This window comes from Candidatus Blastococcus massiliensis AP3, from assembly GCF_000582785.1.
Taxonomy (GTDB): Bacteria; Actinomycetota; Actinomycetes; order Mycobacteriales; family Geodermatophilaceae; genus Blastococcus; species Blastococcus massiliensis.
This window is the reverse complement of sequence record NZ_HG931174.1, coordinates 165,928-192,658: the sequence shown is the minus strand read 5'-3', so window position 1 is coordinate 192,658 and position 26,731 is coordinate 165,928. Positions and strand designations below refer to the sequence as shown.

27 protein-coding genes are annotated in these 26,731 nt (G+C 72.3%); 17 read left to right on the top strand and 10 right to left on the bottom strand.

Features of this window, described 5'->3' with window-relative positions:
- The first annotated feature begins 38 nt into the window (after positions 1 to 38).
- The 6 genes from atpA to BN344_RS09325 all read left to right on the top strand — a co-directional run bounded on the left by atpA (position 39) and on the right by BN344_RS09325 (position 5,484).
- The gene (gene atpA, locus BN344_RS09350; protein WP_040338307.1) at positions 39 to 1,676 is read left to right on the top strand and encodes a F0F1 ATP synthase subunit alpha; all 1,638 of its coding nucleotides are present in this window, start codon (positions 39 to 41) and stop codon (positions 1,674 to 1,676) included.
- A 3-nt stretch (positions 1,677 to 1,679) separates the two neighbouring features.
- Positions 1,680 to 2,660 (top strand): F0F1 ATP synthase subunit gamma, encoded by a 981-nt coding sequence (locus BN344_RS09345; protein ID WP_040338306.1) that lies wholly within the window; start codon positions 1,680 to 1,682, stop codon positions 2,658 to 2,660.
- A gap of 64 nt (positions 2,661 to 2,724) precedes the next feature.
- Entirely contained in the window at positions 2,725 to 4,167 is a 1,443-nt protein-coding gene (atpD, locus tag BN344_RS09340) for a F0F1 ATP synthase subunit beta (RefSeq protein WP_051515755.1), read from the top strand.
- Between the two features lie 172 nt (positions 4,168 to 4,339).
- A complete protein-coding gene (locus BN344_RS09335; protein ID WP_040338305.1) occupies positions 4,340 to 4,534 on the top strand; it encodes a hypothetical protein in 195 nt (64 codons plus the stop codon).
- Positions 4,535 to 4,657: 123 nt separating this feature from the next.
- The gene (locus BN344_RS09330) at positions 4,658 to 5,044 is read left to right on the top strand and encodes a F0F1 ATP synthase subunit epsilon (RefSeq protein ID WP_040338304.1); all 387 of its coding nucleotides are present in this window, start codon (positions 4,658 to 4,660) and stop codon (positions 5,042 to 5,044) included.
- Between the two features lie 38 nt (positions 5,045 to 5,082).
- Entirely contained in the window at positions 5,083 to 5,484 is a 402-nt protein-coding gene (locus BN344_RS09325; RefSeq protein WP_040338303.1) for a DUF2550 domain-containing protein, read from the top strand.
- Positions 5,485 to 5,556: 72 nt separating this feature from the next.
- On the opposite strand, the gene BN344_RS09320 is transcribed toward BN344_RS09325, so the two are convergent.
- Positions 5,557 to 6,144 (bottom strand): cob(I)yrinic acid a,c-diamide adenosyltransferase, encoded by a 588-nt coding sequence (locus BN344_RS09320; protein ID WP_040338302.1) that lies wholly within the window; start codon positions 6,142 to 6,144, stop codon positions 5,557 to 5,559.
- 22 nt (positions 6,145 to 6,166) lie between these two features.
- Here BN344_RS09320 and murA point away from each other — a divergent pair, with 22 nt between their 5' ends.
- Positions 6,167 to 7,447 (top strand): UDP-N-acetylglucosamine 1-carboxyvinyltransferase, encoded by a 1,281-nt coding sequence (gene murA, locus BN344_RS09315; protein WP_040338301.1) that lies wholly within the window; start codon positions 6,167 to 6,169, stop codon positions 7,445 to 7,447.
- On the opposite strand, the gene BN344_RS09310 is transcribed toward murA, so the two are convergent.
- Positions 7,448 to 7,756, bottom strand: a complete 309-nt coding sequence (locus BN344_RS09310; RefSeq protein ID WP_040338300.1) for a hypothetical protein — start codon at positions 7,754 to 7,756, stop codon at positions 7,448 to 7,450.
- Positions 7,757 to 7,877: 121 nt separating this feature from the next.
- On the opposite strand from BN344_RS09310, the gene BN344_RS09305 reads away from it, so the two are divergent.
- Together BN344_RS09305 and BN344_RS19005 are read left to right on the top strand one after the other, a co-directional pair.
- Positions 7,878 to 9,896: a protein meaA gene (locus BN344_RS09305; RefSeq protein WP_040338299.1), complete on the top strand. Its 2,019-nt coding sequence runs from the start codon at positions 7,878 to 7,880 to the stop codon at positions 9,894 to 9,896.
- A 32-nt stretch (positions 9,897 to 9,928) separates the two neighbouring features.
- Positions 9,929 to 11,107 (top strand): glycosyltransferase family 87 protein, encoded by a 1,179-nt coding sequence (locus tag BN344_RS19005; RefSeq protein ID WP_051515754.1) that lies wholly within the window; start codon positions 9,929 to 9,931, stop codon positions 11,105 to 11,107.
- A gap of 5 nt (positions 11,108 to 11,112) precedes the next feature.
- Here the strand turns inward: BN344_RS19005 and BN344_RS09295 are convergent, their stop codons facing one another.
- Positions 11,113 to 11,982, bottom strand: a complete 870-nt coding sequence (locus tag BN344_RS09295) for a hypothetical protein (protein ID WP_040338298.1) — start codon at positions 11,980 to 11,982, stop codon at positions 11,113 to 11,115.
- A gap of 65 nt (positions 11,983 to 12,047) precedes the next feature.
- Here BN344_RS09295 and nucS point away from each other — a divergent pair, with 65 nt between their 5' ends.
- From nucS to BN344_RS09280, 3 genes are all read left to right on the top strand, one after another.
- A complete protein-coding gene (gene nucS, locus BN344_RS09290; RefSeq protein ID WP_040338297.1) occupies positions 12,048 to 12,719 on the top strand; it encodes an endonuclease NucS in 672 nt (223 codons plus the stop codon).
- A gap of 94 nt (positions 12,720 to 12,813) precedes the next feature.
- Positions 12,814 to 14,565 carry a 3-hydroxyacyl-CoA dehydrogenase family protein gene (locus BN344_RS09285; protein WP_040338296.1) on the top strand — a complete coding sequence of 584 codons (1,752 nt, stop codon included), beginning with the start codon at positions 12,814 to 12,816 and terminating at the stop codon, positions 14,563 to 14,565.
- Positions 14,566 to 14,668: 103 nt separating this feature from the next.
- Positions 14,669 to 14,878, top strand: a complete 210-nt coding sequence (locus BN344_RS09280; protein WP_231486686.1) for a hypothetical protein — start codon at positions 14,669 to 14,671, stop codon at positions 14,876 to 14,878.
- Positions 14,879 to 14,883: 5 nt separating this feature from the next.
- On the opposite strand, the gene BN344_RS19520 is transcribed toward BN344_RS09280, so the two are convergent.
- The 4 genes from BN344_RS19520 to mce all read right to left on the bottom strand — a co-directional run bounded on the left by BN344_RS19520 (position 14,884) and on the right by mce (position 19,388).
- Positions 14,884 to 16,119, bottom strand: coding sequence for a class F sortase (locus tag BN344_RS19520; protein WP_081788516.1), 1,236 nt, complete (start codon positions 16,117 to 16,119; stop codon positions 14,884 to 14,886).
- Between the two features lie 53 nt (positions 16,120 to 16,172).
- Positions 16,173 to 17,333 (bottom strand): coiled-coil domain-containing protein, encoded by a 1,161-nt coding sequence (locus tag BN344_RS09265; protein ID WP_040338294.1) that lies wholly within the window; start codon positions 17,331 to 17,333, stop codon positions 16,173 to 16,175.
- Between the two features lie 157 nt (positions 17,334 to 17,490).
- A complete protein-coding gene (ccrA, locus tag BN344_RS09260) occupies positions 17,491 to 18,822 on the bottom strand; it encodes a crotonyl-CoA carboxylase/reductase (protein ID WP_040338293.1) in 1,332 nt (443 codons plus the stop codon).
- 107 nt (positions 18,823 to 18,929) lie between these two features.
- Positions 18,930 to 19,388, bottom strand: a complete 459-nt coding sequence (mce, locus tag BN344_RS09255; RefSeq protein WP_040338292.1) for a methylmalonyl-CoA epimerase — start codon at positions 19,386 to 19,388, stop codon at positions 18,930 to 18,932.
- Between the two features lie 205 nt (positions 19,389 to 19,593).
- Between mce and BN344_RS09250 the strand changes: the two genes are divergently transcribed.
- Together BN344_RS09250 and meaB are read left to right on the top strand one after the other, a co-directional pair.
- Entirely contained in the window at positions 19,594 to 20,799 is a 1,206-nt protein-coding gene (locus tag BN344_RS09250; RefSeq protein WP_040338291.1) for an acetyl-CoA C-acetyltransferase, read from the top strand.
- On the top strand, positions 20,796 to 21,821 hold the full coding sequence (meaB, locus tag BN344_RS09245) for a methylmalonyl Co-A mutase-associated GTPase MeaB (protein WP_040338290.1): 1,026 nt from the start codon (positions 20,796 to 20,798) through the stop codon (positions 21,819 to 21,821). Before BN344_RS09250 ends, meaB begins: the two co-directional genes overlap by 4 nt.
- Here the strand turns inward: meaB and BN344_RS09240 are convergent.
- Positions 21,785 to 22,684: an MFS transporter permease gene (locus BN344_RS09240; RefSeq protein WP_051515753.1), complete on the bottom strand. Its 900-nt coding sequence runs from the start codon at positions 22,682 to 22,684 to the stop codon at positions 21,785 to 21,787. The genes meaB and BN344_RS09240 overlap by 37 nt on opposite strands.
- Entirely contained in the window at positions 22,681 to 23,169 is a 489-nt protein-coding gene (locus tag BN344_RS09235; protein ID WP_051515752.1) for a hypothetical protein, read from the bottom strand. The genes BN344_RS09240 and BN344_RS09235 overlap by 4 nt, the downstream gene beginning before the upstream one ends.
- A gap of 136 nt (positions 23,170 to 23,305) precedes the next feature.
- Here BN344_RS09235 and BN344_RS09230 point away from each other — a divergent pair, with 136 nt between their 5' ends.
- The gene (locus BN344_RS09230) at positions 23,306 to 24,784 is read left to right on the top strand and encodes a phytoene desaturase family protein (RefSeq protein WP_081788515.1); all 1,479 of its coding nucleotides are present in this window, start codon (positions 23,306 to 23,308) and stop codon (positions 24,782 to 24,784) included.
- Between the two features lie 18 nt (positions 24,785 to 24,802).
- Here BN344_RS09230 and BN344_RS09225 read toward each other — a convergent pair whose 3' ends face one another.
- Positions 24,803 to 25,309 (bottom strand): C40 family peptidase, encoded by a 507-nt coding sequence (locus BN344_RS09225; protein WP_051515751.1) that lies wholly within the window; start codon positions 25,307 to 25,309, stop codon positions 24,803 to 24,805.
- Between the two features lie 418 nt (positions 25,310 to 25,727).
- Between BN344_RS09225 and BN344_RS09220 the strand changes: the two genes are divergently transcribed.
- Entirely contained in the window at positions 25,728 to 26,258 is a 531-nt protein-coding gene (locus tag BN344_RS09220; protein ID WP_040339008.1) for a MarR family winged helix-turn-helix transcriptional regulator, read from the top strand.
- A gap of 25 nt (positions 26,259 to 26,283) precedes the next feature.
- Positions 26,284 to 26,655: a VOC family protein gene (locus BN344_RS09215; RefSeq protein WP_040338289.1), complete on the top strand. Its 372-nt coding sequence runs from the start codon at positions 26,284 to 26,286 to the stop codon at positions 26,653 to 26,655.
- The last annotated feature ends 76 nt before the right edge of the window (positions 26,656 to 26,731 follow it).

The window sequence follows — 26,731 nt, the reverse complement described above, 5'->3', positions numbered from 1 at the left end:
CATCGACCAAGCACCCCGCAGGGAAGAGGACCAGAGCCATGGCCGAGCTGACGATCTCCGCAGACGAGATCCGCAGTGCCATCCAGAACTACGTCACCGAGTACCGGCCCGACGTCTCGCGCGAAGAGGTCGGCACGGTCACCGAGGCGGGCGACGGCATCGCCCGCGTCGAGGGCCTGCCCTCGGTCATGACCAACGAGCTGCTCGAGTTCGAGAGCGGCGTCCGCGGTCTGGCCCTGAACCTCGACGTGCGCGAGATCGGCGTCGTCGTCCTGGGTGACTTCGCCGGCATCGAGGAGGGCCAGCAGGTCCGCCGCACCGGAGAGGTGCTGTCGGTGCCCGTCGGCGACGGCTACCTCGGCCGCGTCGTCGACCCGCTGGGCAACCCGATCGACGGTGCCGGCCCGATCGCCACCACGGGCCGCCGCGCCCTGGAGCTCCAGGCGCCGACCGTCGTGCAGCGGCAGTCGGTGCACGAGCCCCTGCAGACCGGGATCAAGGCCATCGACGCCATGACCCCGATCGGCCGCGGCCAGCGCCAGCTGGTCATCGGCGACCGGCAGACCGGCAAGACGGCGATCGTGACCGACACGATCATCAACCAGAAGGAAGCCTGGGCGACCGGCGACCCGTCCCAGCAGGTCCGCTGCATCTACGTCGCCGTCGGCCAGAAGGGCTCGACGATCGCGGCGATCCGCGCCTCCCTCGAGGAGGCCGGCGCGATGGAGTACACGACCATCGTCGCCGCCCCGGCGTCCGAGGCCGCGGGCTTCAAGTACATCGCCCCCTACACCGGCTCGGCCATCGGCCAGCACTGGATGTACGAGGGCAAGCACGTCCTGATCGTCTTCGACGACCTGTCGAAGCAGGCCGAGGCCTACCGCGCGGTGTCGCTGCTGCTGCGCCGCCCGCCGGGCCGCGAGGCCTACCCGGGCGACGTCTTCTACCTGCACTCCCGCCTGCTGGAGCGCTGCGCGAAGCTCTCCGACGAGCTCGGTGCCGGCTCGATGACCGGCCTGCCGCTGATCGAGACCAAGGGCAACGACGTGTCGGCGTACATCCCGACCAACGTCATCTCGATCACCGATGGGCAGATCTTCCTGGAGACGGGTCTGTTCAACTCCGGTGTCCGTCCGGCCATCAACGTCGGCATCTCGGTGTCCCGCGTGGGTGGGTCGGCGCAGATCAAGGCCATGAAGTCCGTGGCCGGCCGCCTGCGCCTCGACCTCGCCCAGTACCGCGAGCTGGAGGCCTTCGCCTCGTTCTCGTCGGACCTCGACGCCTCCAGCCGCGCGACGCTGGACCGTGGGATGCGCCTGGTCGAGCTGCTCAAGCAGGGCCAGTACTCGCCGTACCCGGTCGAGCGCGAGGTCGTGTCCCTGTGGCTGGGCACGACCGGCAAGCTCGACGTGGTGCCGGTGAGCGACGTGCGCCGCTTCGAGTCGGAGTTCCTGGACTACATCGCCCGCGGTGACAACGGCATCTTCGACACCATCCGGACGTCGAAGAAGCTCGAGGACGACACCGTGTCCGCTCTGGAGCGCGCCGTCGAGGCGTTCTACGAGCAGTTCACCACCGGCGAGGGCGAGTCCCTCAAGGTGAACGAGCCCGAGGCCGAGGCGATGGACGCATCCGAGCGGGGCCAGGAGCGCGTCCAGGTCAAGAAGAAGGCCTGACCCATGGCCGCTTCCCTCCGCGCGCTGCGGCGCCGCATCCGCTCCACCCAGTCGACGAAGAAGATCTTCTCGGCCCAGGAGCTGATCGCCGGTGCCCGCATCGTGCGTGCCCAGGCCCGGGTGGAGGCGTCCAAGCCCTACGCCCGGGAGATCACGCGGGTGCTGTCGGCGCTGGCCTCCTCGGCCAGCCTCGACCACCCGCTGCTGACCGAGCGCGAGAACCCCAAGCGCGCCGCGGTCCTGGTCATCACCTCCGACCGCGGGTTCGCCGGCTCGTACAACGTGAACGTGCTCCGGCGGACCGAGGAGCTGCTGTCCCTGCTGCGCCAGGAGGGCAAGCAGCCGCTCCTCTACGTCGTCGGCCGCAAGGGAGAGACGTACTACTCCTTCCGCGACCGCGAGATGGCCGCCACCTTCACCGGCTTCTCCGAGCAGCCGGGCTACGAGAACGCGCAGGAGGTGGGCAGCGCGCTCATCGACGTCTTCTCGGCGGGCCAGGACGACGAGGAGGGCGACGCCGGCGCCGACGGTGTGCTCGGCGTGGACGAACTGCACATCGTCTACACCGAGTTCCGCTCGCTGCTCGCGCAGGTGCCCGTGGCCAAGCGGCTGGCACCGCTCGAGGTGGAAGAGGTCGAGGAGTTCGACTACGAGCGGGAGGACCGGGAGTCCAACGCGGCGAACGGTTCCGGTGACTCCGGCATCCCGACCTCCTACGAGTTCGAGCCGTCGGCCGAGGGCCTGCTCGACGCGCTTCTCCCGAAGTACGTCACCACCCGCATCTACGCGGCGATGCTCGAGGCGGCCGCCTCCGAGTCCGCGTCGCGTCGCCGGGCGATGAAGTCGGCCTCCGACAACGCCGAGGAGCTGGCCAAGAACCTCTCCCGGCAGGCCAACCAGGCCCGGCAGGCCGAGATCACCCAGGAGATCAGCGAGATCGTCGGCGGCGCCGACGCGCTGGTCTCGGCCGGATCGGGCGACTGATCCACATGTTCCAGCAGACGCGAGATCACCGAGCACACAGCCCGAGGGCAGGAGAGCAGTTCTGATGACCGTCACCGAGGACCGTCCGACCAACCAGCAGACGCAGGCCGCCGGCCGTGTCGTGCGGGTCACCGGGCCGGTCGTCGACGTCGAGTTCCCCCGCGACGCGATGCCCGACCTGTTCAACGCCCTGAAGGTCGACGTGACCCTGGCCGACCTGGGCAAGACCCTGACCCTCGAGGTCGCCCAGCACCTCGGCGAGAGCGTCGTCCGCACCATCTCGATGGCGCCGACCGACGGCCTGGTCCGCGGGGCCGAGGTCACCGACACCGGCAACCCGATCATGGTGCCCGTCGGCGACGCCGTCACCGGGCACGTGTTCAACGCCCTCGGCGAGTGCCTCGACCAGCCCGGTTACGGCGAGGACGCCCCGCACTGGTCGATCCACCGGCACGCGCCGCGGTTCGACCAGCTCGAGGGACGCACCGAGATGCTGGAGACCGGCATCAAGGTCATCGACCTGCTGACCCCCTACGTGGCCGGCGGGAAGATCGGCCTGTTCGGTGGTGCCGGCGTCGGCAAGACGGTGCTCATCCAGGAGATGATCCGCCGGGTCGCCCAGGAGTTCGGTGGTGTGTCGGTGTTCGCCGGGGTGGGCGAGCGCACCCGTGAGGGCAACGACCTCATCACGGAGATGACCGAGTCCGGCGTCATCAACTCGACCGCGCTGGTCTTCGGCCAGATGGACGAGCCGCCGGGCACCCGGCTGCGCGTGGCCCTCTCGGCGCTGACCATGGCCGAGTACTTCCGCGACGAGCAGAACCAGGACGTGCTGCTCTTCATCGACAACATCTTCCGGTTCACCCAGGCCGGGTCCGAGGTCTCCACGCTGCTGGGTCGCATGCCGTCGGCCGTGGGTTACCAGCCGACCCTCGCCGACGAGATGGGCACCCTGCAGGAGCGGATCACCTCGACCCGCGGACGCTCGATCACCTCGCTGCAGGCGATCTACGTCCCCGCGGACGACATCACCGACCCCGCGCCGCACACCACGTTCGCCCACCTCGACGCGACGACCGTGCTCTCGCGGCCGATCTCGGAGAAGGGCATCTACCCGGCCGTCGACCCGCTGGACTCGACCAGCCGGATCCTCGACCCGCAGTACGTGGGCAACGAGCACTACGACATAGCCCAGCGGGTCAAGCAGGTGCTGCAGCGCTACCAGGAGCTGCAGGACATCATCGCGATCCTCGGCATCGACGAGCTCTCCGAGGAGGACAAGGTCACGGTCAACCGGGCCCGGCGCGTCGAGCGCTTCCTCTCGCAGAACATGTTCGTGGCCGAGGCCTTCACCGGTCAGCCCGGTTCGTTCGTGCCGCTGTCGGAGACGCTGCAGGCGTTCAAGGCGATCACCGACGGCGAGTACGACAACGTGCCGGAGCAGGCGTTCTTCATGTGCGGAGGTCTCGAGGACCTCGAGAAGAACGCGTCCAAGCTCAAGCGCTGACGGTCCGCTCCGAACGTCACTGACGGCCGGGTCTCCCTCGCGGGGGCCCGGCCGTCGGCGTTCCTGTCACCCGACCGTGTGTTCTTCAGGTCACACCCCTCCAGCGGACGGCCGGTTGTGCCGACCATCAGGAGGAGCGTCCGACCGGCGGACGCCGTCGCAGGGGTTCGACGTGGATCAGATCAGCGCACTGCACGAGCACACCGCCGATCGTGACGAGCTCGGCTGGACCTGGGCGCCCTACGCGCCCGAGCAGCCGGTCGAGCAGCCCCGGTTCACCGTCGACGAGTGGGCGCCGCCCTCGACCGTCCGGCATCCGTGGGTCCGGGTCGGCCGCTTCACGCTGCTGTACCGCCGCGCCGCCTGACGAAGGACCACTCTTCCCCCCACGACTCGCAGGCTCGGCGCGGGGCCCTGAAGGGTGGCCGTTCCGGACCGGAGCTGCGCGGTTAGAGTGACAGTTCCGTCCCGTGCACCCCCGAGGAGAGTCGTGGCGACCCTGCAGGTCGAGTTGGTGGCAGTCGAGCGCAAGATCTGGTCCGGTGAGGCCAGGATGGTCATCGCTCGCACCACCGAGGGCGAACTCGGTGTGCTGCCCGGCCACGCGCCGATGCTCGGCGAGCTGGCCCCCGGTGGCGTCGTGACCATCCGCACCGAGACGGGCGAGGACCTCACGGTCGCCGCCCACGGCGGATTCCTGTCGGTGACCGAGAGCGGCGTGTCCATCCTCGCGGAGACGGCCGAGATCTCCACGGAGATCGACGTCGAGCGGGCGCGCGAGGCTCTGCGGCGCGCGGGGTCGGCCGACGACGAGGAGTCGCTCGACGCGGTCCGGCGGGCGCAGTCCCGGCTGCGTGCCGCCGGCGAGACCGTCTGAGGACGCCGGCTCCCAGCCCCGACTGACCGGACCGCCCCGTGACCACCGCTCTGCTGGTGCTCGCCGGGGTGCTCCTGCTCGTGCTCGCCGTGGTCTTCCTGCTCCGCCGCCGGTTCCTGCTGTCGGGGCTCGGCGCGGTGACCATGTGGTTGCGGGTCCCCGGCTCGCCGCGCTGGTCGGTGGGGGTCGCCTGGTACGGCGGTGACGCGCTTCTCTGGTACCGGGCGCTGTCGCTGTCGGTGCGCCCGCAGCACCGGCTGGGCCGCTCCGAGTTCCGGGTCACCGCCCAGCGCCGGGCCGGCCGGGACGACCTGGCCCTGCCCGAGGACGTCGTGGTCCTCTCCTGCTCGACGGCCGAGGGACCCCGCGATCTGGCGATGGACCCCTCGACGGTGACCGGCTTCCTCTCCTGGGTGGAGTCCGCCCCGCCGGTCCGATAGCAGAAGGACCACCCTTCCCCCCACGCCTCGCACGCTCGGCGCGGGCCCCTGAAGGGCGGCCGTTCCATCACGTCACTTCGGCCCGCCCGGCTGCCAGAGGATGTCGCCGCCGGGGTTGGCCACGCGCGCCAGGATGAACAGCAGGTCCGAGAGCCGGTTGAGGTAGCGCGCGGTCTCGGCGTTGCTGCGGCCGGTGTGCCCGCCCGCCTCGTCGGCCTCCAGCAGCGCCCACACGCTGCGCTCGGCCCGCCGGGCCACCACGCGCGCCTGGTGCAGCAGAGCGGCCAGGGGAGTGCCGCCGGGCAGGATGAAGCTGTCCAGCTTGGGCAGCGTCTCGTTGTACTCGTCGCAGGCCGCTTCGAGCCGCTCGGTGTAGGCGGCGGTGATGCGCAGCGGCGGGTACTTCGGGTCCGGCGTGACCGGGGTGCACAGGTCGGCGCCGACGTCGAACAGGTCGTTCTGGATGCTGCGCAGCAGATCGGCCAGTGCGGGCTCCGGGGAGCCCAGGGCCAGCGCCGTCCCCAGCACGCTGTTGGTCTCGTCCACGTCCGCGTAGGCCACCAGCCGCGGGTCGGTCTTGGCCACCCGGCTCATGTCGCCGAGGTGGGTCTGCCCGGCGTCGCCGGTCTTCGTGTAGATGCGGGTCAGCCGGACGGTCATGCCGGAAGCCTAGGCTGACCCGGTGGAGTGCTTCGAGGTGTCCGGCGGAACGGCACTGACGGGCCGGGTCCGGGTCACCGGGGCGAAGAACAGCGCACTGAAGCTCATGGCCGCCGCGCTGCTCGCTCCGGGCCGCACGGCGATCGACGAGGTACCCGACATCCTCGACGTGGCGATCATGAGCGAGGTGCTGCGCCGCCTCGGCTGCGAGGTCACCTACACGCCCTCGCCCGGCAGCGGCGGGGGTGGGCGGGTCGTCGTCGACGTGCCGGACCAGCCGTCGACCGAGACCGACTACGACCTCGTGCGCCGCATGCGTGCCTCGATCAGCGTGCTGGGGCCGCTGGTCGCCCGCTGCGGCAGCGCCCGGGTGGCACTCCCCGGCGGGGACGCCATCGGCTCCCGAGGGCTGGACATGCACATCGCCGGGCTGGAGCGGCTCGGCGCGACCATCGTCAGCGAGCACGGCTTCCTCGTGGCCACCGCGCCGCGGCTGACCGGCACCTCGATCTGGCTGGACTTCCCGTCCGTGGGTGCCACGGAGAACCTGGTCATGGCCGCCGTCCTGGCCCGGGGGACGACGGTCATCGACAACGCCGCGCGGGAACCGGAGATCGCCGATCTCTGCGCGATGCTCACCGCGATGGGCGCGCGCATCGAGGGCGCGGGCACCTCCACGATCACCGTCGACGGCGTCGAGGGGCTCACGCCGGTCACCTTCACGACCGTGCCCGACCGCATCGTCGCCGGCACGTGGGCGATCGGGGCGGTCATGACCCGGGGCGACGTCGTCATCGAGGGGGCGGTGGCCGGGCACCTGCGGGTCGTCCTCGACAAGCTCGCCGACGCCGGCGCCACCGTCGAGGTGCGGCCCGACGGGCTGCGCGTGGCCATGACAGACCGGCCGAAGGGCGTCGACGTCGTCACGCTGCCCTTCCCGGGCTTCCCGACCGATCTGCAGCCCATGGCGGTGGCCCTGGCCGCGGTCTCGACGGGCACGGCGCTGATCACCGAGAACGTGTTCGAGGGCCGGTTCATGTTCGTCAACGAGCTGGTGCGCCTCGGTGCTGACGTGCGCATCGACGGGCACCACGCCGTCGTCCGTGGCCGCGAGCGCCTCTCCAGCGCACCCGTCGTGGCCACGGACATCCGGGCGGGCGCGGGGCTCGTGCTGGCCGGTCTGCTCTCCGACGGCGTCACCGAGGTGCAGGACGTGCACCACGTCGACCGTGGCTACCCCCACTTCGTCGAGCAGCTGCAGGGTCTCGGCGCCGACGTCCGGCGCACCGAGCGCCCGGGCTGATCAGCGGCCGAACGAGGCGGCCAGGGACCGGGCGCGGTCGGCGTCGTCCGGGAAGACGAGCACGTCCGTCCGGGGTGGGGCGGGACTGCGCTGCGTCGAGCGGATCCCGGCGTCGGAGAGGACCGCGCGCAGAGCCCGCGCCGTCTCCGGTGAGGAGACCGTGGCGACCGGGACGAGCAGCCCCTCCGCCGACCGACCGGTGGGCGGGGCGGAGCGCCCGTAGCCGGGCCCGAAGGCCCACCTGGTCACCAGCGCCAGCGCGACGACGACGAGGACCACCACGACGACGGGTCCCAGCCCACGCGCCACGGGTTTCCCATCCGGCCCCGTCTCGCCGAGGGCGGGGCCCTTCCTTCGATCGAGTGTGCCACCGGCCACCTGACCCCGGTGGGGCTACTCCGTCCCGGCGTCGGCCCTAGACTCCGCGGGTATGCCGTTCCCGTCATCGCCGCAGGATCGCGACCGCCCCTGGGTCATGCGCACCTACGCCGGCCACTCCTCGCCGGCCGAGTCCAACGCCCTGTACCGGCGCAACCTGGCGAAGGGGCAGACCGGTCTCTCGGTCGCCTTCGACCTGCCCACCCAGACCGGCTACGACCCCGACGACGAGCTCGCCGTCGGTGAGGTCGGCAAGGTCGGTGTGCCGGTCACCCACATCGGCGACATGCGCGCGCTCTTCGACGGCATCCCGCTCGACGAGATGAACACGTCGATGACGATCAACGCCACCGCCATGTGGCTGCTCGCGCTCTACCAGGCGGTCGCCGAGGAGCACGGGCACGACGTCAGCAAGCTGGCCGGCACGACCCAGAACGACATCATCAAGGAGTACCTGTCGCGGGGCACCTACGTGTTCCCGCCGGCTCCCTCGATGCGCCTGATCACCGACATGGTCGCCTACACGGTGACGACCATGCCGAAGTGGAACCCGACCAACATCTGCAGCTACCACCTGCAGGAGGCCGGTGCCACGCCGGAGCAGGAGATCGCCTACGCGATCAGCACCGCGATCGCCGTCCTCGACTCGGTGCGCGACTCCGGCCAGGTGCCGCAGGAGAAGTTCGGCGAGGTCGTCGCCCGCATCTCCTTCTTCGTCAACGCGGGCGTCCGCTTCGTCGAGGAGATGTGCAAGATGCGCGCCTTCACCCAGCTCTGGGACGAGCTGACGAAGGAGCGCTACGGCGTCGAGGACCCCAAGCACCGCCGGTTCCGCTACGGCGTCCAGGTCAACTCGCTGGGGCTGACCGAGGCGCAGCCGGAGAACAACGTCCAGCGGATCGTGCTGGAGATGCTCGCGGTCACCCTGTCCAAGGACGCCCGCGCTCGCGCCGTGCAGCTGCCGGCCTGGAACGAGGCTCTCGGCCTGCCGCGCCCCTGGGACCAGCAGTGGTCGCTGCGGCTGCAGCAGGTGCTCGCCTACGAGACCGACCTGCTCGAGTACGAGGACCTGTTCACCGGATCGGTCGTCGTCGAGAAGAAGGTCGCGGACATCGTCGAGGGCGCCCGCGCCGAGATCGCCCGGGTGCAGGAGATGGGCGGCGCCGTCGCCGCCGTCGAGTCCGGCTACATGAAGGGTCAGCTCGTCGCCTCGCTGGCCGAGCGCCGTCGCCGGATGGAGAGCGGCGAGGACGTCGTCGTCGGCGTCAACAAGTTCGACACCACCGAGCCCAACCCGCTGACCGCCGATCTCGACACCGCGATCATGACCGTCGACCCGGCGGTGGAGGCCGCCGCCCAGGAGGCGGTGAAGAAGTGGCGCGCCGAGCGCGACCCGGAGCCGGTGCAGAAGGCTCTGGACGCGCTCCGCGAGGCCGCGTCGTCCGACGTGAACCTCATGTCGGCCACGCTGGACTGCGCCCGCGCGGGCGTGACCACGGGGGAGTGGGCCGGGGTCCTGCGCGAGGTGTTCGGCGAGTACCGGGCGCCCACCGGCGTCTCTGCCGCGACCGGCAGCGGCGAGGCCGACGAGACGCTCATCGACATCCGCGACCGGGTGCGGGCCACCGGCGAGGAGCTCGGCGGCCGGCTGCGCTTCCTGGTCGGCAAGCCCGGCCTGGACGGGCACTCCAACGGGGCCGAGCAGATCGCCGTCCGGGCCCGCGACGCCGGCTTCGAGGTCATCTACCAGGGCATCCGGCTCACGCCGTCGCAGATCGTCTCCGCGGCGGTGGAGGAGGACGTCCACGTCGTCGGGCTCTCCGTCCTGTCCGGCTCGCACCTGCAGGTGGTGCCGGCGGTGCTCCAGGGCCTCAGGGAGGCCGGTCTGGACGACGTCCCCGTGGTCGTCGGCGGGATCATCCCGGACGGCGACGCCCGGCGGCTGCGCGAACAAGGTGTCGCCCGCGTGTTCACACCCAAGGACTTCGGTCTGACCGAGATCATGGGCTCGGTGGTCGACGTGATCCGGGAAGCCAACGGTCTGGGCGACAAGGTTCCCGCGTCGGTCTGAGCAACCACCATCCGCGGCAGGAAGGCACGGGCATGGTGGGGACCGAGCGGTGGAGCGCCCGCGCGGACGGGGGCGTGCGGGTGGCCCTCTGGGCGCTGGCGGCGGTGGCGTTCGCGGTCCGGGTGGTCCGGTCCTTCCGCAGCCCCGACTGGCACTTCGACTTCGAGGTGCTCTACGGGGGCGCCCTCAACCTGCTGGAGCGCCAGTCGGTCTACAGCGACGAGTTCTTCCTGCTGACGCCCAGCGGGTTGCTGGCCATGGCGCCCTTCGGTCTCCTCGACCACGACCCGGCGTTCTACGTGTGGAACACCGTCTCGGTCCTCGCTGTCGTGCTCGGGGTCGTGCTGACGCTGCGCCTCCTGGGGGAGCCGCTGGGCGGATCGCCTGCGGCAGGGTTGGTGCTGGCCCTCTCGATCCTGCCGCCGATGAGCGACACCTGGCACCTGGGCAACATCAACAACTCCTTCCTGTTCGCCCTGGCGGCCGCGTTCCTGATCGCCGTGCGGAACGATCGGCGGGTCCTCGCGGGGATCTGCCTCGGCCTGGCGCTGGCGATCAAGCCCGTGCTGGTGCTGCTCGTGGTGATCCCGCTGCTGCGCAGGAACTGGTCGACGTTGGCCTGGGCCGCCGCCATCCCGGCCGTGCTGAACGTCGCCGGCCTCGCCGTGACGCCGAACCGGCGTGAGTTCTTCGACATCACCGTGCCCGGGATCCTCCATGCCCGGGAGGAGTTCAACTCCTCGCTGTGGGCGGCCGGGCGCTACCTCGACATCCCCGGACCGCTGGTGGACGTGCTCCGCGTCGCCGCGGTCGCGGCGGCCGTCGTTGTGGTCTGGCAGCTGCGCCGCGAGCGGGACGAGGTGCTGGCCCTCGCCGTGGGCTCCGGTGCCCTCCTGCTGGCCACCTTCCTCAGCTCCTCGCTGAGCCAGGCGTACTACGCGCTGTTCCTCGTGCCGCTGCTGATGAGCGTGGTCCGTCCGGGGTCGCCGATGCGCAATCCACTGGCCTGGGTGGCCGTGCTGCTGTTCACGGAGGCCGGCCGGCAGGTGCTCGACGGCTCGACCGTCCCGGACGCGTTCGCGGTGTCGCGGGTCGCGGCGGGGTGGGGTCTGCTGCTCGTGGTCGTCCTGGTCTGGACGCTGCGCCGGCGGACCACGTCCGAGGAACCCGCACTCGGCGACGCCGACCTGCGTCGTCCCGCGCACGTCTGACGCGCTCAGTCCAGCAGGTCGGCGCAGGTCGACTCGTCCGGCAGCAGCGGCCGGAAGGTCACCGACCACGCTGCCCCGTCCCGACCGGCCCACGGCGTGAGCACGTTCGCCCCAGCGGCAGCCGCCCGGACCGCCGTCGCCTGGTCGCCGGTGACCACCAGGCAGTGGACGTCGGGCCCGATCGGCTCGCCCGGCAGCGGTGGGCCGGGCCACGGCTGCGGCGTCCCCCCGAAGTCGAGGCCGGAGCCGTCGTCCTCGGGAGCGGTCCAGGGCCGGACGACGGCGGCGATCGCCTCGGGCTCGTAACCCGCCGGTGAGCCGTCGAAGGGCTGCGCCACCTCCATCAGCTCGTCCAGGAAGGACTGCAGATCGGCGCGCGCGTCGCGCTGCTCGTCGGTGAGCCCCTCTTCGCCGAGCCCCTCGGAGAGCGCGTAGACCTCGCGGACCAGCCGACCGTCCGAGGTGACGAGCGTGAAGCGGGTGGTGGGCACGTCGGCCAGTGGCGGCGAACCCAGGTCCTCGGTGTCGGCCACTCCCGCCTCCAGCGCCCGGTCGACGAGTGCCCGTACCTCCTCGACGGGCACCTGGCGCACCTGCACGTTCGGCCAGGCGAACGCGGGGTAGATCGCCGCCATCGGCCCCTGGCCGAACACCCGTCCGTCGGCGTGGACGCTCACCATCGGCAGTCGCCCGGCGTCGGCACCCGGCAGCGTGAAGCCACCCACCTGGTCCACCCGGAGCACGAGCGCATCCGGTTCCGTGGGCAGCCCGGGCGGTTCGGGGACCTCGGCGCGCAGGGGTCCGGGACTGCGCTCCGCGCACGCGGTCACCGCCAGCACGGCCAGGAGGACGGTGGCGGCACGGACGAGACCCATGTCGGCATGTTGCCAGCCCGACGGGGCCGCGGGCGTGCTTCCCGCGCCGGGTACCGTCGGCGCCCGTGCGTCTGGTCATCGCCCGCTGCTCCGTGGACTACATCGGGCGGCTCACCGCCCACCTGCCGATGGCGACCCGGCTCCTGCTGGTGAAGGCCGACGGGTCGGTGTCGATCCACGCCGACGACCGTGCCTACAAGCCGCTGAACTGGATGACGCCGCCCTGCACGCTCAAGGACGAGCTCCGCGACGGCAGCGGCACCTGGACGGTCACGAACAAGGCCGGTGAGCAGCTGGTCATCACGATCGAGTCGGTCGAGCACGACCACTCGCACGACCTGGGCGTCGACCCGGGCCTGCAGAAGGACGGCGTCGAGGCCGAGCTCCAGCGGCTGCTCGCCATGCACGTCGAGACCTTCGGGGCCGGCTGGTCACTGGTGCGCCGCGAGTACCCGACCGCCATCGGGCCGGTGGACCTGCTGTGCCGGGACGCTTCGGGCGCGACCGTCGCCGTGGAGGTCAAGCGCCGCGGGGAGATCGACGGCGTCGAGCAGCTGACCCGCTACCTCGAGCTCCTCAACCGCGATCCGCTGCTCGCGCCGGTGAAGGGCGTGTTCGCCGCCCAGGAGATCAAGCCGCAGGCCCGGGTGCTGGCTGCCGACCGCGGGATCGACTGCGTGACCGTCGACTACGCCGTCCTCAAGGGCACCGACGACCCCTCCCAGCGCCTCTTCTGACTCCGCCGCCCACCGACGGGGTGAACCCTCGCGCGGTGCGCGAGGGCCGGGTGAGAGACTGCCCGCGATCACCGACGGTGGAGGAGATGGCAGCGTGGCCAGGGAATTGAACGAGGTCGGCGTCGTGGGGCTGGGCACCGCAGGTGCCGGCATCGCGGAGGTATTCGCCCGGGCGGGCCTGTCGGTCACCGCCGTCGAGGTCAGCGACGAGGCGGTCGCCCGAGCGCGCGCCGCCGTCGAGCAGTCCGCCGGGGACGACCGGGACGACGTCCTCGGCCGCATCCGCTTCAGCACGGCGCTGGAGGACCTCTCCGCGGCAGAGCTGGTCGTCGAGGCCGTGCCCGAGCGCCAGGAGCTCAAGGCCGGGATCTTCGCGCAGCTCGACAAGATCTGCGGGCCGGACACCGTCCTGGCGACCAACACCTCGAGCCTCTCGGTCACCGAGCTGGCGGTGGGCACCGGCCGGCCGAGCAAGGTCGTCGGACTGCACTTCGCCACGCCGGCGAAGGACGCGCAGCTGGTCCAGATCGTGCGCACGGCCATCGCCGACGCGTCGGCCGTCGAGGACGCCGTGGCCCTGGTCGAGCGCCTGGGCAAGGTGCAGGTCACCGTCGGTGACGAGCCCGGCTTCATCGTCGACGCGCTGCTGTTCGGCTACCTCAACCACGCGGTCTCGATGTTCGAGAACGGCTACGCCAGCCGCGAGGACATCGACGCCGCCATGCGGTTCGGCTGCGGCCTGCCCAAGGGTCCGCTGCAGGTCCTGGACGAGATCGGTGTCGACACCACCTACGACGTCCTCGACGCCCTGCACCAGGAGTCGGGCAAGCGGCTGCACGCGCCGAGCCCGGTCCTCAAGCAGATGAAGACCGCGGGCCTGCTCGGCCGGAAGTCCGGTCAGGGCTTCTACACCTACGCCGGGGTCGGCTCGGCCGAGGTCGTCGCCGACGCCGCCACCCCGACCCCCGGTGGCGCCGCCGAGGGCGCGCGTCCGGTGCAGAGCGTCGGCGTCGTCGGCTCCGGCACGATGGCGACCGGCATCATCGAGGTCGTCGCCAAGGGCGGCTACGACGTCACCTTCATCGCGCGCTCCGACGAGAAGGTCGCCGGCGTCGAGAAGGCTCTGGCCAAGTCGCTCGACAAGCAGGTGGAGCGCGGCCGGCTCGAGCAGTCCGTCCGCGACGAGGTCCTCGGGCGGGTCACCGGCGCCACCTCCGTGGAGGCGCTGTCCGACGTCGACCTCGTCATCGAGGCCGTCGTCGAGTCGCTCCCGGTCAAGGAGGCGCTCTTCGCCGACCTGGGCCGCATCGCGAAGGCCGGTGCGGTGCTCGCCACCACCACCTCGAGCCTGCCGGTCATCAAGTGCGCGCAGGCCAGTGGTCGCCCGGCCGACGTCGTGGGCATGCACTTCTTCAACCCCGCGACGGTCATGAAGCTGGTCGAGGTGGTCTCCACCGTCTCCACCGCCCCGGACGTCGCCGCCACGGTGCACGCGGTCACGGCGAAGCTCAAGAAGGTCGCGGTCTCCTGCAGTGACCGAGCCGGCTTCATCGTCAACGCGCTGCTGTTCCCGTACCTGAACGACGCGGTGTCCATGCTGGCGTCGCACTACGCCTCGACCACCGAGATCGACACCGCGGTGAAGGCAGGCCTCGGGTACCCGATGGGTCCGTTCGAGCTGCTCGACGTCGTCGGCAACGACGTCTCGCTGGCCATCGAGCAGGAGCTGCACACGGAGTTCCGCGACCCGGCGCTCGCCCCGGCGCCGCTGCTCGAGCACCTGGTCACCGCCGGGTACCTGGGCCGCAAGACCGGCCGCGGCTTCCACGACTACACCAAGCGCTGACCCCTCGGTGCCGCGACGGCGCGCCCGGACCGGGTCACGTCCTGCGGGACGCGACCCGGTCCGGCGCGTCGAGACGGTCGAGGAGGCCGGTGACGGTGACTGGGTGGTGCGCACCGTCGCCGGCTCGAGCAGCGGCAAGACCTACCGCTGCCCGGGCTGCGACCAGGAGGTCCGGCCCGGGACGCCGCACCTGGTGACCTGGCCGGCCTATGCCCGCGCCTCCGACCTGGATCCGTGGGACACCGAGTCGGCGGCCGACTGGCGGCGGCACTGGCACACCACCTGCTGGCGGGCCCGCGACCGACGCAGGTAGCGGCGTCAGCCGACCAGCCGGGCGAAGACGACGACGTTGTCCGCGTAGCTGCCCGACACCGGGTCGAACCGCCCACCGCAGGTGATCAGCCGCAGCTCGGCTCCCGGCACCGGCCCGTAGACGGCGTCGGTCGGGAACGCGTCCTTCGGCGTCTGCAGCACCCGGCTGACGGCGAACCGCGCGCTGGACCCGTCGGCCCGGTCCACGACGATCTCGTCGCCGGGTCCGGCTCCCGCGAGCCCGTCGAACACCGCGGGCCGCCCGGCCCAGTCCACGTGTCCGGCCAGGACGGCGGGGCCGCGCTCGCCGGGAGCGGGCCCCCCGGCGTACCACCCCGCGAGCGCCGGGTCGGCCGGCACGGCGAGGGCGCCGTCGGCACCGAGGCCGGTGACCCCGACGACGGCGTCGACGCCGGCGCCGGGCACCCGCACCCGGACCGGCGCTCCGGGCGGCGAGGCGCCCGCCGGTCCCAGGGAGCCGCCCGCGTGCGCGACGGCGGCGGCGACCGGTACCCGCCTCGGGAGGAGTGCCGGACCGGCGGCGAGCACCGCGGAGGAGAGCGCGCCCGAGCCACCTGCCTCCACCGCGCCGACGGGCACCGAGGCGGGCGAGACCGCGTCGAGCACCGGGCGCAGGACGATTCCGCCGTCCGGGTCGTCCAGCACCAGCAGGCTGACGACGGTGCCGCCACGGAGGTCCAGCGGCACAGTCGTCGTGCCGAGGCCGGACGCGAGCCGCACGCTCGCCGGACCGGCGGCGACGTCGGTGTAGCCGCTCGTGCCCGGGAAGGGCAGCCCGGCGGCGAGCAGCGGACCGCCCTCGACGCTGATGCGGAGGTCGCTCGCGCCGGTGGCCGCCCCGAGGACCCGCACCCGTGCGGTGCCGGCGCCCGGCGGGGCGAGCTCGTCGGTCAGCGACGTGAGGGCCAGCTCGGCGAACGCGCCCGACAGCGCGAGCGTGCGTGCACCACCGGCCGGCACCTCGATGCGTGCGGACAGTGCCGGGGGAGTGTCCGCGTCCGTGCCCGCGGGCCGGATGCTGACCGCGTACGCGCCGGGCTCGAGCTCCGCGTACTCGCCGACGTCCCCGTACCGCAGCGCGTCGCCGACCTCGGGACCCGGGTCCACCGCGGGGCCGTCGGCCGGTGCGCGGGTCAGCGCGACATCGACCGCCGGGGTGTCAGGGGAGAGGTGGGCGAGTCGCAGCCGGCCGGGCTCGTCGGCCGCCTGCGCGACCCCCACCCCGGCGACGAGCGAGAGCGCCGTGCCGAGGAGGACCAGCAGGCCGCCCCTTCTCAGGAACGTCCCTGCCCGACGGGCTGGTCGATGGACTGCGTGGTCGGGTTGGCCGGTGCTGCGGTGGCACCCGTGGGCGCCTGCCCCTGCCCCTGCCGGGAGGGCAGCGGCAGCTGACGCGTGGGTGTCGCCTCGGCCCGCGTGGGCTGGCGGCCCGCGGCGGACTCGCCGTCACCGCGGGACACCGGGGTCTCGGCCGCCGCAGCGGGCTGGGTGCCCGTCGCCGGCTGCGCCGTCCGCGCCGCCGGCTGGGGGCGCTGCTCCTGCTCCGGGCGGGCGTTCTCCGTGGCCTGGGCTTCGGGACGCTGGGCATCGGGACGCTGGTCGTCGGGACGCTGGTCCTCGCCGGACGCCTGCTGCGGGCGGTCGGTGAGGTCGGGGAGGTTGTCGAGCAGGCGGCGGGCCTGGACGAGCCGGGTGGTCAGCTCGTCGCGGACGCCCCGGATGGCCTCCGCCTTGGCCTCGGCCTCGGCGATGAGCTGGGCGGCGTGCTGCTCGGCCGCGGAGACCCGCTGCCTGGCGGCCTCGGTGGAGACGCGCTCGCGCTCCTCCTCGAGCCGGGCGGCCTCGGCGCGGCGGGCGCGCTGGGCGATGTCGAAGTCCTCCTCGACCTTCGCCCGGCGGGCCTGGGACTCGGCGTCGAGGCGGGCGACCCGCTCCTGGGCCTTGGCGACGAGCTCGTCGGCCCGCTGCTGCGCCTTCTGCATGATCTGCTCGGCGTTCTGGCGGGCCTCGCCGAGCATCCGCTCGACCTCGGCCTGACCGGCTGCGTGCCGCTCGAGCAGCGCGCGCTCCTCGGCGGCGGTCTGCTCGCGCACCGCCTGGGCGTCCAGCTCGGCAGCGCGGCGGATCTCGCCGGCCTCTTCCTCGGCGAGCTGCAGCATGTGCTGGATGCGCTCGCTGATGTTCTCGAAGGTGGGCGCGGCCGCGGTGGCGGCCTTGCGGCGCAGTGCCTCGATCTCGCCGTGCATGGCCGAGAGCTGACCGGCCAGGTCGGCCGAACGGGCGACGGCGGCGTCGCGGTCGGCCAAGGCGATGCGGAAGTCCGCCTCGAGCCGCTCGATGGTGTCGGCGACCTGGCTGCGGTCGTATCCCCGCAGCACCACGTCGAACGAGTGCTGGGCCTCGTGCATCGGCAGATCGTGGCGGGGATCGTTCATGGCGACATCTTCGCAGACGGAGGTTTCGTCCGTCAGCGTGTCGGGCGAGTCCGTTCGTCCCCAGTCGCCCCGGACGTCACTGGCGACACGGCCCGGGACGACAGCGGGGCCCGGCTCCGTGCGGAGCCGGGCCCCCGTGGGCGCCGGAGCGGCGTCGTTACACGCCGCGGAAGCGGTTGATCGCGTCGACGTGCTTCTCGCGCTTCTCGGCGTCCTTGACGCCGAGGCCCTCCTCGGGGGCGAGGGTCAGGACGCCGACCTTGCCCTGGTGGGCGTTCTTGTGGACGTCGAGGGCGGCCTGGCCGACCTCCTCCATCGGGTACACCTTCGACAGGGTCGGGTGGATGAGGCCCTTGTCGATGAGCCGGTTGGCCTCCCACGCCTCCTTGTAGTTGGCGAAGTGGGAGCTCAGGATCTTCTTCAGGTTCATCCAGAGGTACCGGTTGTCGTACTGGTGCATGTAGCCGCTGGTGGAGGCGCAGGTGACGATGGTGCCGCCCTTCTTCGCGACGTAGACGCTGGCACCGAAGGTCTCGCGGCCGGGGTGCTCGAAGACGATGTCCACGTCCTCGCCGCCGGTCAGCTCACGGATCTTCTTGCCGAGGCGCTGCCACTCCTTCGGGTCCTGGTTGTGCTCGTCCTTCCAGAACTTGTAGCCCTCGGCGGAGCGGTCGATGATCAGCTCGGCGCCCATCCTGCGGACGATCTCCGCCTTCTCCGGGCTGCTCACCACGCACACCGGGATCGCGCCGCCGTTGAGCGCCATCTGGGTGGCGTAGGAGCCCAGGCCACCGGAGGCGCCCCAGATCAGGACGGTGTCGCCCTGCTTCATGTTGGCGCCGTTCCGGCTGACCAGCTGCCGGTAGGCGGTGGAGTTGACCAGCCCGGGGGCGGCCGCCTCCTCCCAGGAGAGGTGCGCCGGCTTGGGCATGAGCTGGTTGCTCTTGACCAGGGCCAGCTCGGCCAGGCCGCCGAAGTTCGTCTCGAAGCCCCAGATCCGCTGCTGCGGGTCCATCATCGTGTCGTCGTGGCCGGCCGGGTCCTCGAGCTCCACCGAGAGGCAGTGCGCGACGACCTCGTCGCCCGGCTTCCACTTGTTCACGCCCGGGCCCACGCGCAGCACGACGCCGGCGAGGTCGGAGCCCACGATGTGGTACGGCAGGTCGTGGCGCTTGGTCAGCTCGGAGACCCGGCCGTAGCGCTCGAGGAAGCCGAAGGTCGACACCGGCTCGAAGATCGACGTCCAGACGGTGTTGTAGTTCACCGACGACGCCATGACGGCGACGAGGGCCTCGCCGGGGGCGAGCTCGGGGGTCGCGACGTCCTGCACGTGCAGGGACTTGCGCGGGTCCTTGTCCCGGGTGGCCACCCCCTCGAACATGTCCTGCTCGTCCTTGCGCACGACGACGGCGCGGTAGGACTCCGGTACAGCCAGGCCGCCGATGGCGTCCAGCTGGTCGGCGAGGATGGCGTCCCTGATCTCGTTCACGCGTTCTCCTGGGTCGTGGAAGGCCGTCGACGGCCGGCTCGGAGGGCGGTACTGGGCAGTTGCGGTGAGGAAATGTTACCGACGGGTAACCGCCGGGTCGGAATGGGTCAGTGCGTGGAGGCGGGCTGCACGAGCTCGACGAGCACGCCGCCGGCGTCCTTGGGGTGGATGAAGTTCACCCGGCTGTCGGACGTGCCCCGCTTCGGGACGTCGTAGAGCAGCCGCAGGCCGCGCTCACGCAGGGTGGCGCTGACCGCCTCGACGTCGTCGACGCGGAACGCGAGCTGCTGCAGGCCCGGGCCGGAGCGGCCGATGAACTTGGCGATCGTCGACTCGGGGGTGAGCGGCGCGAGCAGTTGGATCCGGGTGTCCCCGTCGCCCACGGCGAGCATCGCCTCGCGGACGCCCTGCTCCTCGTTGGTCTCCTCGTGCACCGAGTGCACCCCGAAGGCCTGGGCGTAGAAGGCGATCGCCTCGTCCAGGTCGGGCACCGCGATGCCCACGTGGTCGATCGTCGTGAACAGGCCCTCGGGCAGGCCGGCCGACGCAGCATCGTTGGTGGTCACTCCGGCATCCTGCCCCGCCACCGCCCGGGGCGACACTCCGGGGGCGCCCCGGGTGCCCGGTCGGGTGACCGGTAGTGGGCCACGCCACGCCCGTCGGGGGGTGGTCCTATCCTGGTATGCAGCCCGACGCCGCGTGATCCCTGCGCGGTCCGCTCTGTCACTTTTCGGTCGCCGGCGACGGCGGCCCGGCACTGGAGGTCCCCCTGTGAGCGAGAACAACAGAGCCCGCTCGGTCATCGTCAGCGGCGCTCGTACCCCGATGGGCCGGCTGCTCGGCTCGCTCAAGGACTTCTCGGCCGCCGACCTCGGTGGCGTCGCCATCAAGGCCGCCCTCGAGCGCGCCGGCATCTCCGGCGACCAGGTCGACTACGTGATCATGGGTCAGGTCATCCAGGCCGGCGCGGGCCAGAACCCGGCCCGCCCCGCCGCGGTGAAGGCCGGCATCCCGATGTCGGTGCCCGCGCTGACCATCAACAAGGTCTGCCTCTCGGGGCTGACCGCGATCGCCATGGCCGACCAGCTCATCCGCGCCGGCGAGTACGACATCGTCGTCGCCGGTGGCCAGGAGTCGATGACCCAGGCGCCGCACATCCTCGCCAACTCGCGCACGGGCACGAAGTTCGGCGACACCAAGCTCATCGACTCGATGTCGCACGACGGCCTCTCCGACACCTTCGACCAGGTGGCGATGGGCGCGCTGACCGAGCAGGCCAACTCCCGGTACGACCTGACCCGCGAGGAGCAGGACGAGTTCGCCGCGGCCAGCCACCAGAAGGCCGCGCGTTCGCACAAGGACGGCGTCTTCGCCGAGTCGATCACCCCGGTGCTCATCCCGCAGCGCAAGGGCGACCCGATCGAGTTCACCGACGACGAGGGCATCCGCGCCGACACGACCGTGGAGAGCCTGGGCAAGCTGAAGCCAGCCTTCGCCAAGGACGGCACGATCACCGCCGGCACCGCCTCGCAGATCTCCGACGGTGCCTGCGCCGTGGTCGTGATGAGCGCGGCCAAGGCCGCCGAGCTGGGCATCACCCCGATCGCCGAGATCGGCGCGCACGGCGTCGTCGCCGGCCCGGACGCCACGCTGCAGAGCCAGCCGTCCGGTGCCATCAAGAAGGCCTGCGAGCGCGAGGGCATCGACCCCAAGGACCTCGACGTCGTCGAGCTCAACGAGGCCTTCGCCGCCGTCGGCATCGTCTCCACCCGTGAGCTGGGCATCGACCCGGAGAAGGTCAACCCCAACGGTGGCGCCATCGCCCTGGGGCACCCGATCGGCATGAGCGGCGCCCGCGTCGTCCTGGACGTCGCGCTGGAGCTGCGCCGCCGGGGACTCAAGGTCGGTGCCGCCGCGCTGTGCGGCGGCGGCGGTCAGGGCGACGCCCTGATCCTGCACGCCCCCAGCCAGGCGTGACCTCGGACGGCATCGCCGTCCAGACCGGCGCCCCCGCCACCCCTCGTGGGCGTCGGGGGCGCCGGTCCGTCGACGTCCCGGCGCTCGTCGAGCGGGCCCGGGACGGCGACGCCCGCTCGGTCGCCCGGCTGATCTCGCTCGTCGAGGACGCCAGTCCCGCGCTGCGCGAGGTCGCCGCGGCGCTGGCGCCGCACACCGGCGGTGCGCAGGTGCTCGGCCTCACCGGTTCCCCCGGGGTCGGGAAGTCCACGACGACGACCGCGCTCGTCCGTGCCCTGCGCCAGGCCGGCAAGCGCGTCGGCGTGCTGGCCGTGGACCCGTCGTCCCCCTTCTCCGGCGGCGCGCTGCTCGGCGACCGGGTGCGCATGCAGGACCACGCGGGTGACGACGCCGTCTTCATCCGCTCCATGGCCTCCCGGGGCCATCTCGGCGGGCTGTCCTGGGCGACGCCGCAGGCGCTCCGCGTGCTCGACGCCGCCGGGTGCGACGTCGTGCTCGTGGAGACCGTCGGCGTCGGGCAGTCGGAGCTGGAGATCGCCTCGCTGGCCGACACGACCCTGGTACTGGTCGCACCGGGCATGGGCGACGGCATCCAGGCGGCCAAGGCCGGCATCCTCGAGGTCGCCGACGTCTTCGTCGTCAACAAGGCCGACCGGGACGGCGCCCAGCAGGCGGTGCGCGACCTCCGCTACATGCAGTCGCTCGGCGGGCGCTACAGCGAGCCCGGCGGATGGCGGCCCCCCATCGTGAAGACCGTCGCCTCCCGGGAGAGCGAGAACGGCATCGACGAGGTGCTGGTGCGGGTCGAGGAGCACCGCGTCTGGCTGGAGTCCTCCGGCGAGGGCCACCGCCGGCGAGCCGAGCGGGCCGCCCGCGAGATCGAGGCGATCGCCCTCGCGGCGCTGCGCGAGCGGATCGGCGACCTCCGCGGCACGACGGCGCTCGGCGCGCTGGCCGAGCAGGTCGTGGCGGGGGAGAGCGACCCCTACCGGGCCGCCGACGAGCTGGTCGCCCAGCTCTGATCCGGCTGCCGCCCGAACCGCGCGGTCAACCGTTCCCACGGCAGGATCGACAGGATCGCGACGCAGTGCGGCAGGAAGATGATCTGCACGCCCGCGTACGTCATGACGTGGAAGCCGATCAGGAAGGCCACCAGCGCGATCCGTGCCCGGTCGCTGCGCACGAACAGGATGAGCGGCGCGAGGAACTCCAGGATCAGCATCACCCACTGCGCCGCGAGCAGCAGCCCCGGGACCTCGAGGGTCCAGCGGGAGAGGTCGGTGCCGCGGCGGACCACCGCCCGCGTCAGGGTCGACCCGGTCGGCCAGTCCCAGCCGCCGAACCGGACCTTGGCCCAGGCGGCGAGGAAGTACGTGAGCACGACGCTGACGAACACGGCGGCCATCGCGAAGCCGGCGGCCTCGGACAGCCGGCGGTCGCGGAACCGCGCACGGCCGATCGTCGGCAGCACGGCCAGCGCCACGAGGAAGGCGATCCGGTCGTGGTCGACCTTGCCGTAGCTCATCGCGATGACCATCCACTCCAGGTAGAGGAGGAAGACGGCAGTGCCCAGCACCCGGGGTGCGCGGCCGGTGGCAGCGGCCACGGCGGCGACGACGAGCGCCCACTGCACGACCAGCACCACGGTGTGCGTCGGTGTGGGCAGCGGCAGCAGCCGGGCGATGAGGACAGGCTGGTACCAGTCCGTGGGCACGTCGGCGTGGGCCCGCACCCAGGCAGTGGTGAGGAAGACGTCGACGAGGATGAAGAGGTAGGCCAGCACGCGGAACACCGCGATGCGGGCCAGCGGGACGGGGCTGAACCACCATCGGCTCGTCGTCGGCAGCGGGGGAGCGGGAGGCGCTCCGGTCGATGCGGCGGTCACGAGTGGTCCTCCAGGTCGAACTCGACGACGACCGTGTCGGTGTAGTCGCCGGTCGGGCGGCCGTCGGCCAGCTCGAACTTGCGGTGGATCATCTGCACCGACACCAGCTCGGGTACCGACGGGTTGGCCTCGGTGTAGGCGTCGGCGAGCAGGCCCAGCAGGTCGGGCTGCGCGCGGAGCCGGTTGATCTGTCCCTCGAACTCCGCGCGCCGCAGCCCGACCTGGCCACCGGACAGCCGCACCTCCTCGCCCGCGGCGGTCAGGCCGACGGCCCGGGTGGAGATCACCGGCGTGTTCGGGTCGTTGCGCGTGGAGTACATCCGGAACGGCCCGAACGGGAACTCGTCGTCATCGCCCCAGACGGTGCCGGCCAGGAGCAGCCCGAGGATCACGACCACGGCGGCCAGGCGCCTCCGGCGTCCCGCCGGGGAGAGCCGGAGCACCTCGGGCTCGGCCGACGGCGGGGGGAGGAGGGAGGACTGCACCGGCGAAGGCTAGAACCGGCCCGTGACGGCACGCCATGGGCGCGCGCACGAACGCGGACGGCGTGCCTCACGGGCACCAGACCGACTCACGGGCCACGGAACTTGCGCATCGCGGGCGCCGTGTGAGGATCGGCGGGTGAGCGGGCTGGCAGGACGACCGGATGCCGTCGTGGTCGGCGCGGGCCCCAACGGGCTGGCGGCCGCGCTGCGGCTGTCCGCGGCGGGGCTGCGGGTGCAGGTGGTCGACGCCGGGGACCGCCCGGGCGGTGGCATGCGCACCGAGGAGCTGATCCGTCCCGGGTTCCACCACGACGTGTGCTCCACCGTGCAGCCGATGGCGGTGGCCGCGCCGTTCTTCCGGGAGTTCGACGCCGAGAGCCGCGGGGTCCGGTTCGTCCACCCCGAGATCAGCTTCGCCCACCCGCTGGACGACGGCCGGGCCGCGCTGTCCTTCCGGTCGCTGGAGGAGACCGCGGCCGGGCTCGGTACCGACGCGGACGCCTACCGGCGGCTGTTCGGCCCCCTGGTGGAGCACGGCACCGACGTCATCGACTTCTTCCTGTCCAGCCGGCTGCGCTCGCTGCCGACGAAGAGCGTTCCCCAGGTCACCAGGTTCGCCCTCACCGGTCTGCCCAACGTGCGCTGGCTGTCGCACCGGTACTTCGACACCGACGAGGGCCGGGCGCTCCTCGGCGGTGCGGCGGCGCACGGGATGCTCGACCTCACCCAGCCGCTGACCTCCGCGCTCGGCATGCTGCTGGCGATGCTGTCCCACCACGTCGGGTGGCCGCTGATCGAGGGCGGCTCCCAGAAGCTGGCGGACGCGATGGTCACGGCGCTGGAGGAGCAGGGCGGCGAGGTCGTGACCGGGCACCGGGTGACCGACCTGCGCGAGTTCGAGGGCGTGCCGGCCGTCCTGCTCGACACCGCGCCCGCGGACTTCGTCGCGATGGCGGGCGACCGGCTCAACGAGGGCTACCGCCGCTGGGTGCGCAGGTACAAGCACGGCGCCGGCGTCTTCAAGATCGACTGGATCCTCTCCGAACCTGTGCCGTGGACCAACCCCGACGTCCACCGGGCCGGGACCATCCACGTGGCCGGCGACCTCGAGGAGACGATCGAGGGGGAGCGGGCCCCGAACGAGGGCCGGATCACCGACCGGCCGTACGTGCTCGCCGTCCAGCCGACCGTGCCCGACCCCACCCGGGCACCTGAGGGCGGGCACATCTTCTGGGCCTACGTGCACGTGCCGCACGGTGCCGACGTCGACATGACCGGGCCGATCGAGGACCAGATCGAGCGGTTCGCGCCGGGCTTCAAGGACACGATCCTCGAGCGGGCGACGAAGACCGCCGTCCAGATGGAGCAGTGGAACCCCAGCTACCTGGGCGGGGACATCTCCAACGGCCAGGCGACCCTGCGCCAGATGCTGGCCCGGCCGGTCCCGCGGTGGAACACCTACCGGACGCCGGTGCGGGGCGTGTACATGGCGTCGGCCGCCACCCCGCCCGGCCCGGCCGTGCACGGCATGTGCGGCGACCTGGCTGCTCGGGTCGCGCTGCGCGACGTCTTCGGCGTGCGGGAGATCCCGCCGCTGCGCCCGGCTCTGCACTGAGCCGGACGCAGCCGTGGATCAGGCGATGCGCTTGGCGACGGTGAAGCCGGGCATGCCGACGTCGGCGATCTCGACACCGGTGGACTCGCTGCCGGCGTGCACCATCTTCGAATCGCCGATGTAGATGCCCACGTGGCTCACCGGGGAGTAGAAGAACACCAGGTCGCCGGGCTGCATCTCGTACGGGTGCACGGTCACGCCCATCTCCGACTGTGCCTTGCTGGAGTGCGGCAGCTCGATGCCGGCGGCGCGGTAGGAGTACTGGGTCAGGCCGGAGCAGTCGAAGCGGTCGGGGCCGGCGGCGCCGTACTGGTAGGCCTTGCCGACCTGGGCGCGTGCGGTGTCGACGGCGACCTGGGCAGGGGCGGGCGCAGGTGCCGACGCGGCGGCCGGTGCGGGTGCCGGGTCGGCGGCGACGGCGGTCGCGGGGGTGAGGAACATGCCCACCGAAGCGGCGGCGGTGGTGAGCAGGGCGGCGCCGGTGCGGCGCACGGTGCGGGACTGGGTCGGGTGAGTGGTCGCCATGCGGCGGCTCTCCTTCCGTTCGTCCGCCGCGAGCCGACCGCGCGGGCACGGCACGGCACACCGGAGATGGATTCGTCGGATGTCTCGCGCGGCTCGCGCACCGGGGGCCGTGGTCCCGACCGCGGGGGTCGGGCGCTGCACACCGGGGCTTCGGCGGTACCGGACCCGGGGTCACCCTCGTCGGGCGACGACCACCCGGCCGGCTCCTCCACCGTACGAACGGCCTCCGGTGGACTCAACCCGGGAGGCGTCATGTCGAGGTGTCGACGCGTCGACAAGTCGCGTCATCGCTGGGAATAACCGCCTCGGTGTGGACCGGGTCACCCCGTCGGTCGTGGCGCCGGGATCCGCGCGGACGGGTGACACCGGCGAGGGGCATGCCTCGATGGGACCCGTGCGCGCCGGTAGCGTCGCGCGCATGGTCCGACCGCTGGGGCTGCCGTTCGACCCGATCGAGCGCGCGGGGGAGACGTGGGAGCAGCGCTTCGGCCCCGCCGCCGCGATGCGGGCCGCGACGAGCGTCTTCCGGGTCCAGCAGATCCTGCTCGCCCGCTTCGACGAGGTGCTCAAGCCGCACGGGCTCACCTTCGCCCGGTACGAGGTGCTGGTGCTGCTCACCTTCAGCCGCACCGGCGAGCTCCCGCTCAAGGTGATCGGCAGCCGGCTGATGGTGCACCCCACCAGCGTGACCAATGCGATCGACCGACTGGTCGCGGCCGGCTACGTCGACCGGCGGCCCAACCCCGCCGACGGCCGCGGCGTGCTGGCCGGCATCACCGCGCAGGGACGCGAGGTGGTCGAGGTGGCCACCCGGGCGCTGACCGCCCTGGACTTCGGGCTCGGCGACCTGCCCGAGGCGGAGCAGCACGCGCTCTTCGACGTCCTGCGCCGGGTCCGGCTCGGCGCCGGCGACGTGGACGGCGTCGACGCGGCCGGGCTCCGTTCCTGACAGACCCTCCCGGCACCATCGCGGCATGAGCGACTCCGATGCACACCGGCACCACGCCATCGACTACGTCGAACTGACCGTGACCGACCTCGCCGAGGCGAAGCGGTTCTACGCCGCCGCCTTCGGCTGGGAGTTCACCGACTACGGCCCCGGCTACGCCGGCATCCGGGGCGCCGCGGGCGCACCCGAGGCCGGCGGGCTGGCGCTGAGCGACGAGCCGCCCCGTCCGGGCGGTCCGCTGGTCCTGCTCTTCTCGACCGACCTGGACGGCACCCTGAGCGCGGTGACCGCGGCCGGCGGGCGGGTGGTCGAGGGCCCGTACGACTTCCCGGGCGGACGGCGCTTCCACTTCCGCGACCGGAGCGGCAACGAACTCGGGGTGTGGGCCCAGTCCTGAGACCTCGGGCCACCGGTGACGTAACTCACCAATAGGTGTGTCGTTGAGGCACGGCAACATCCCCCTACCCCGGAGG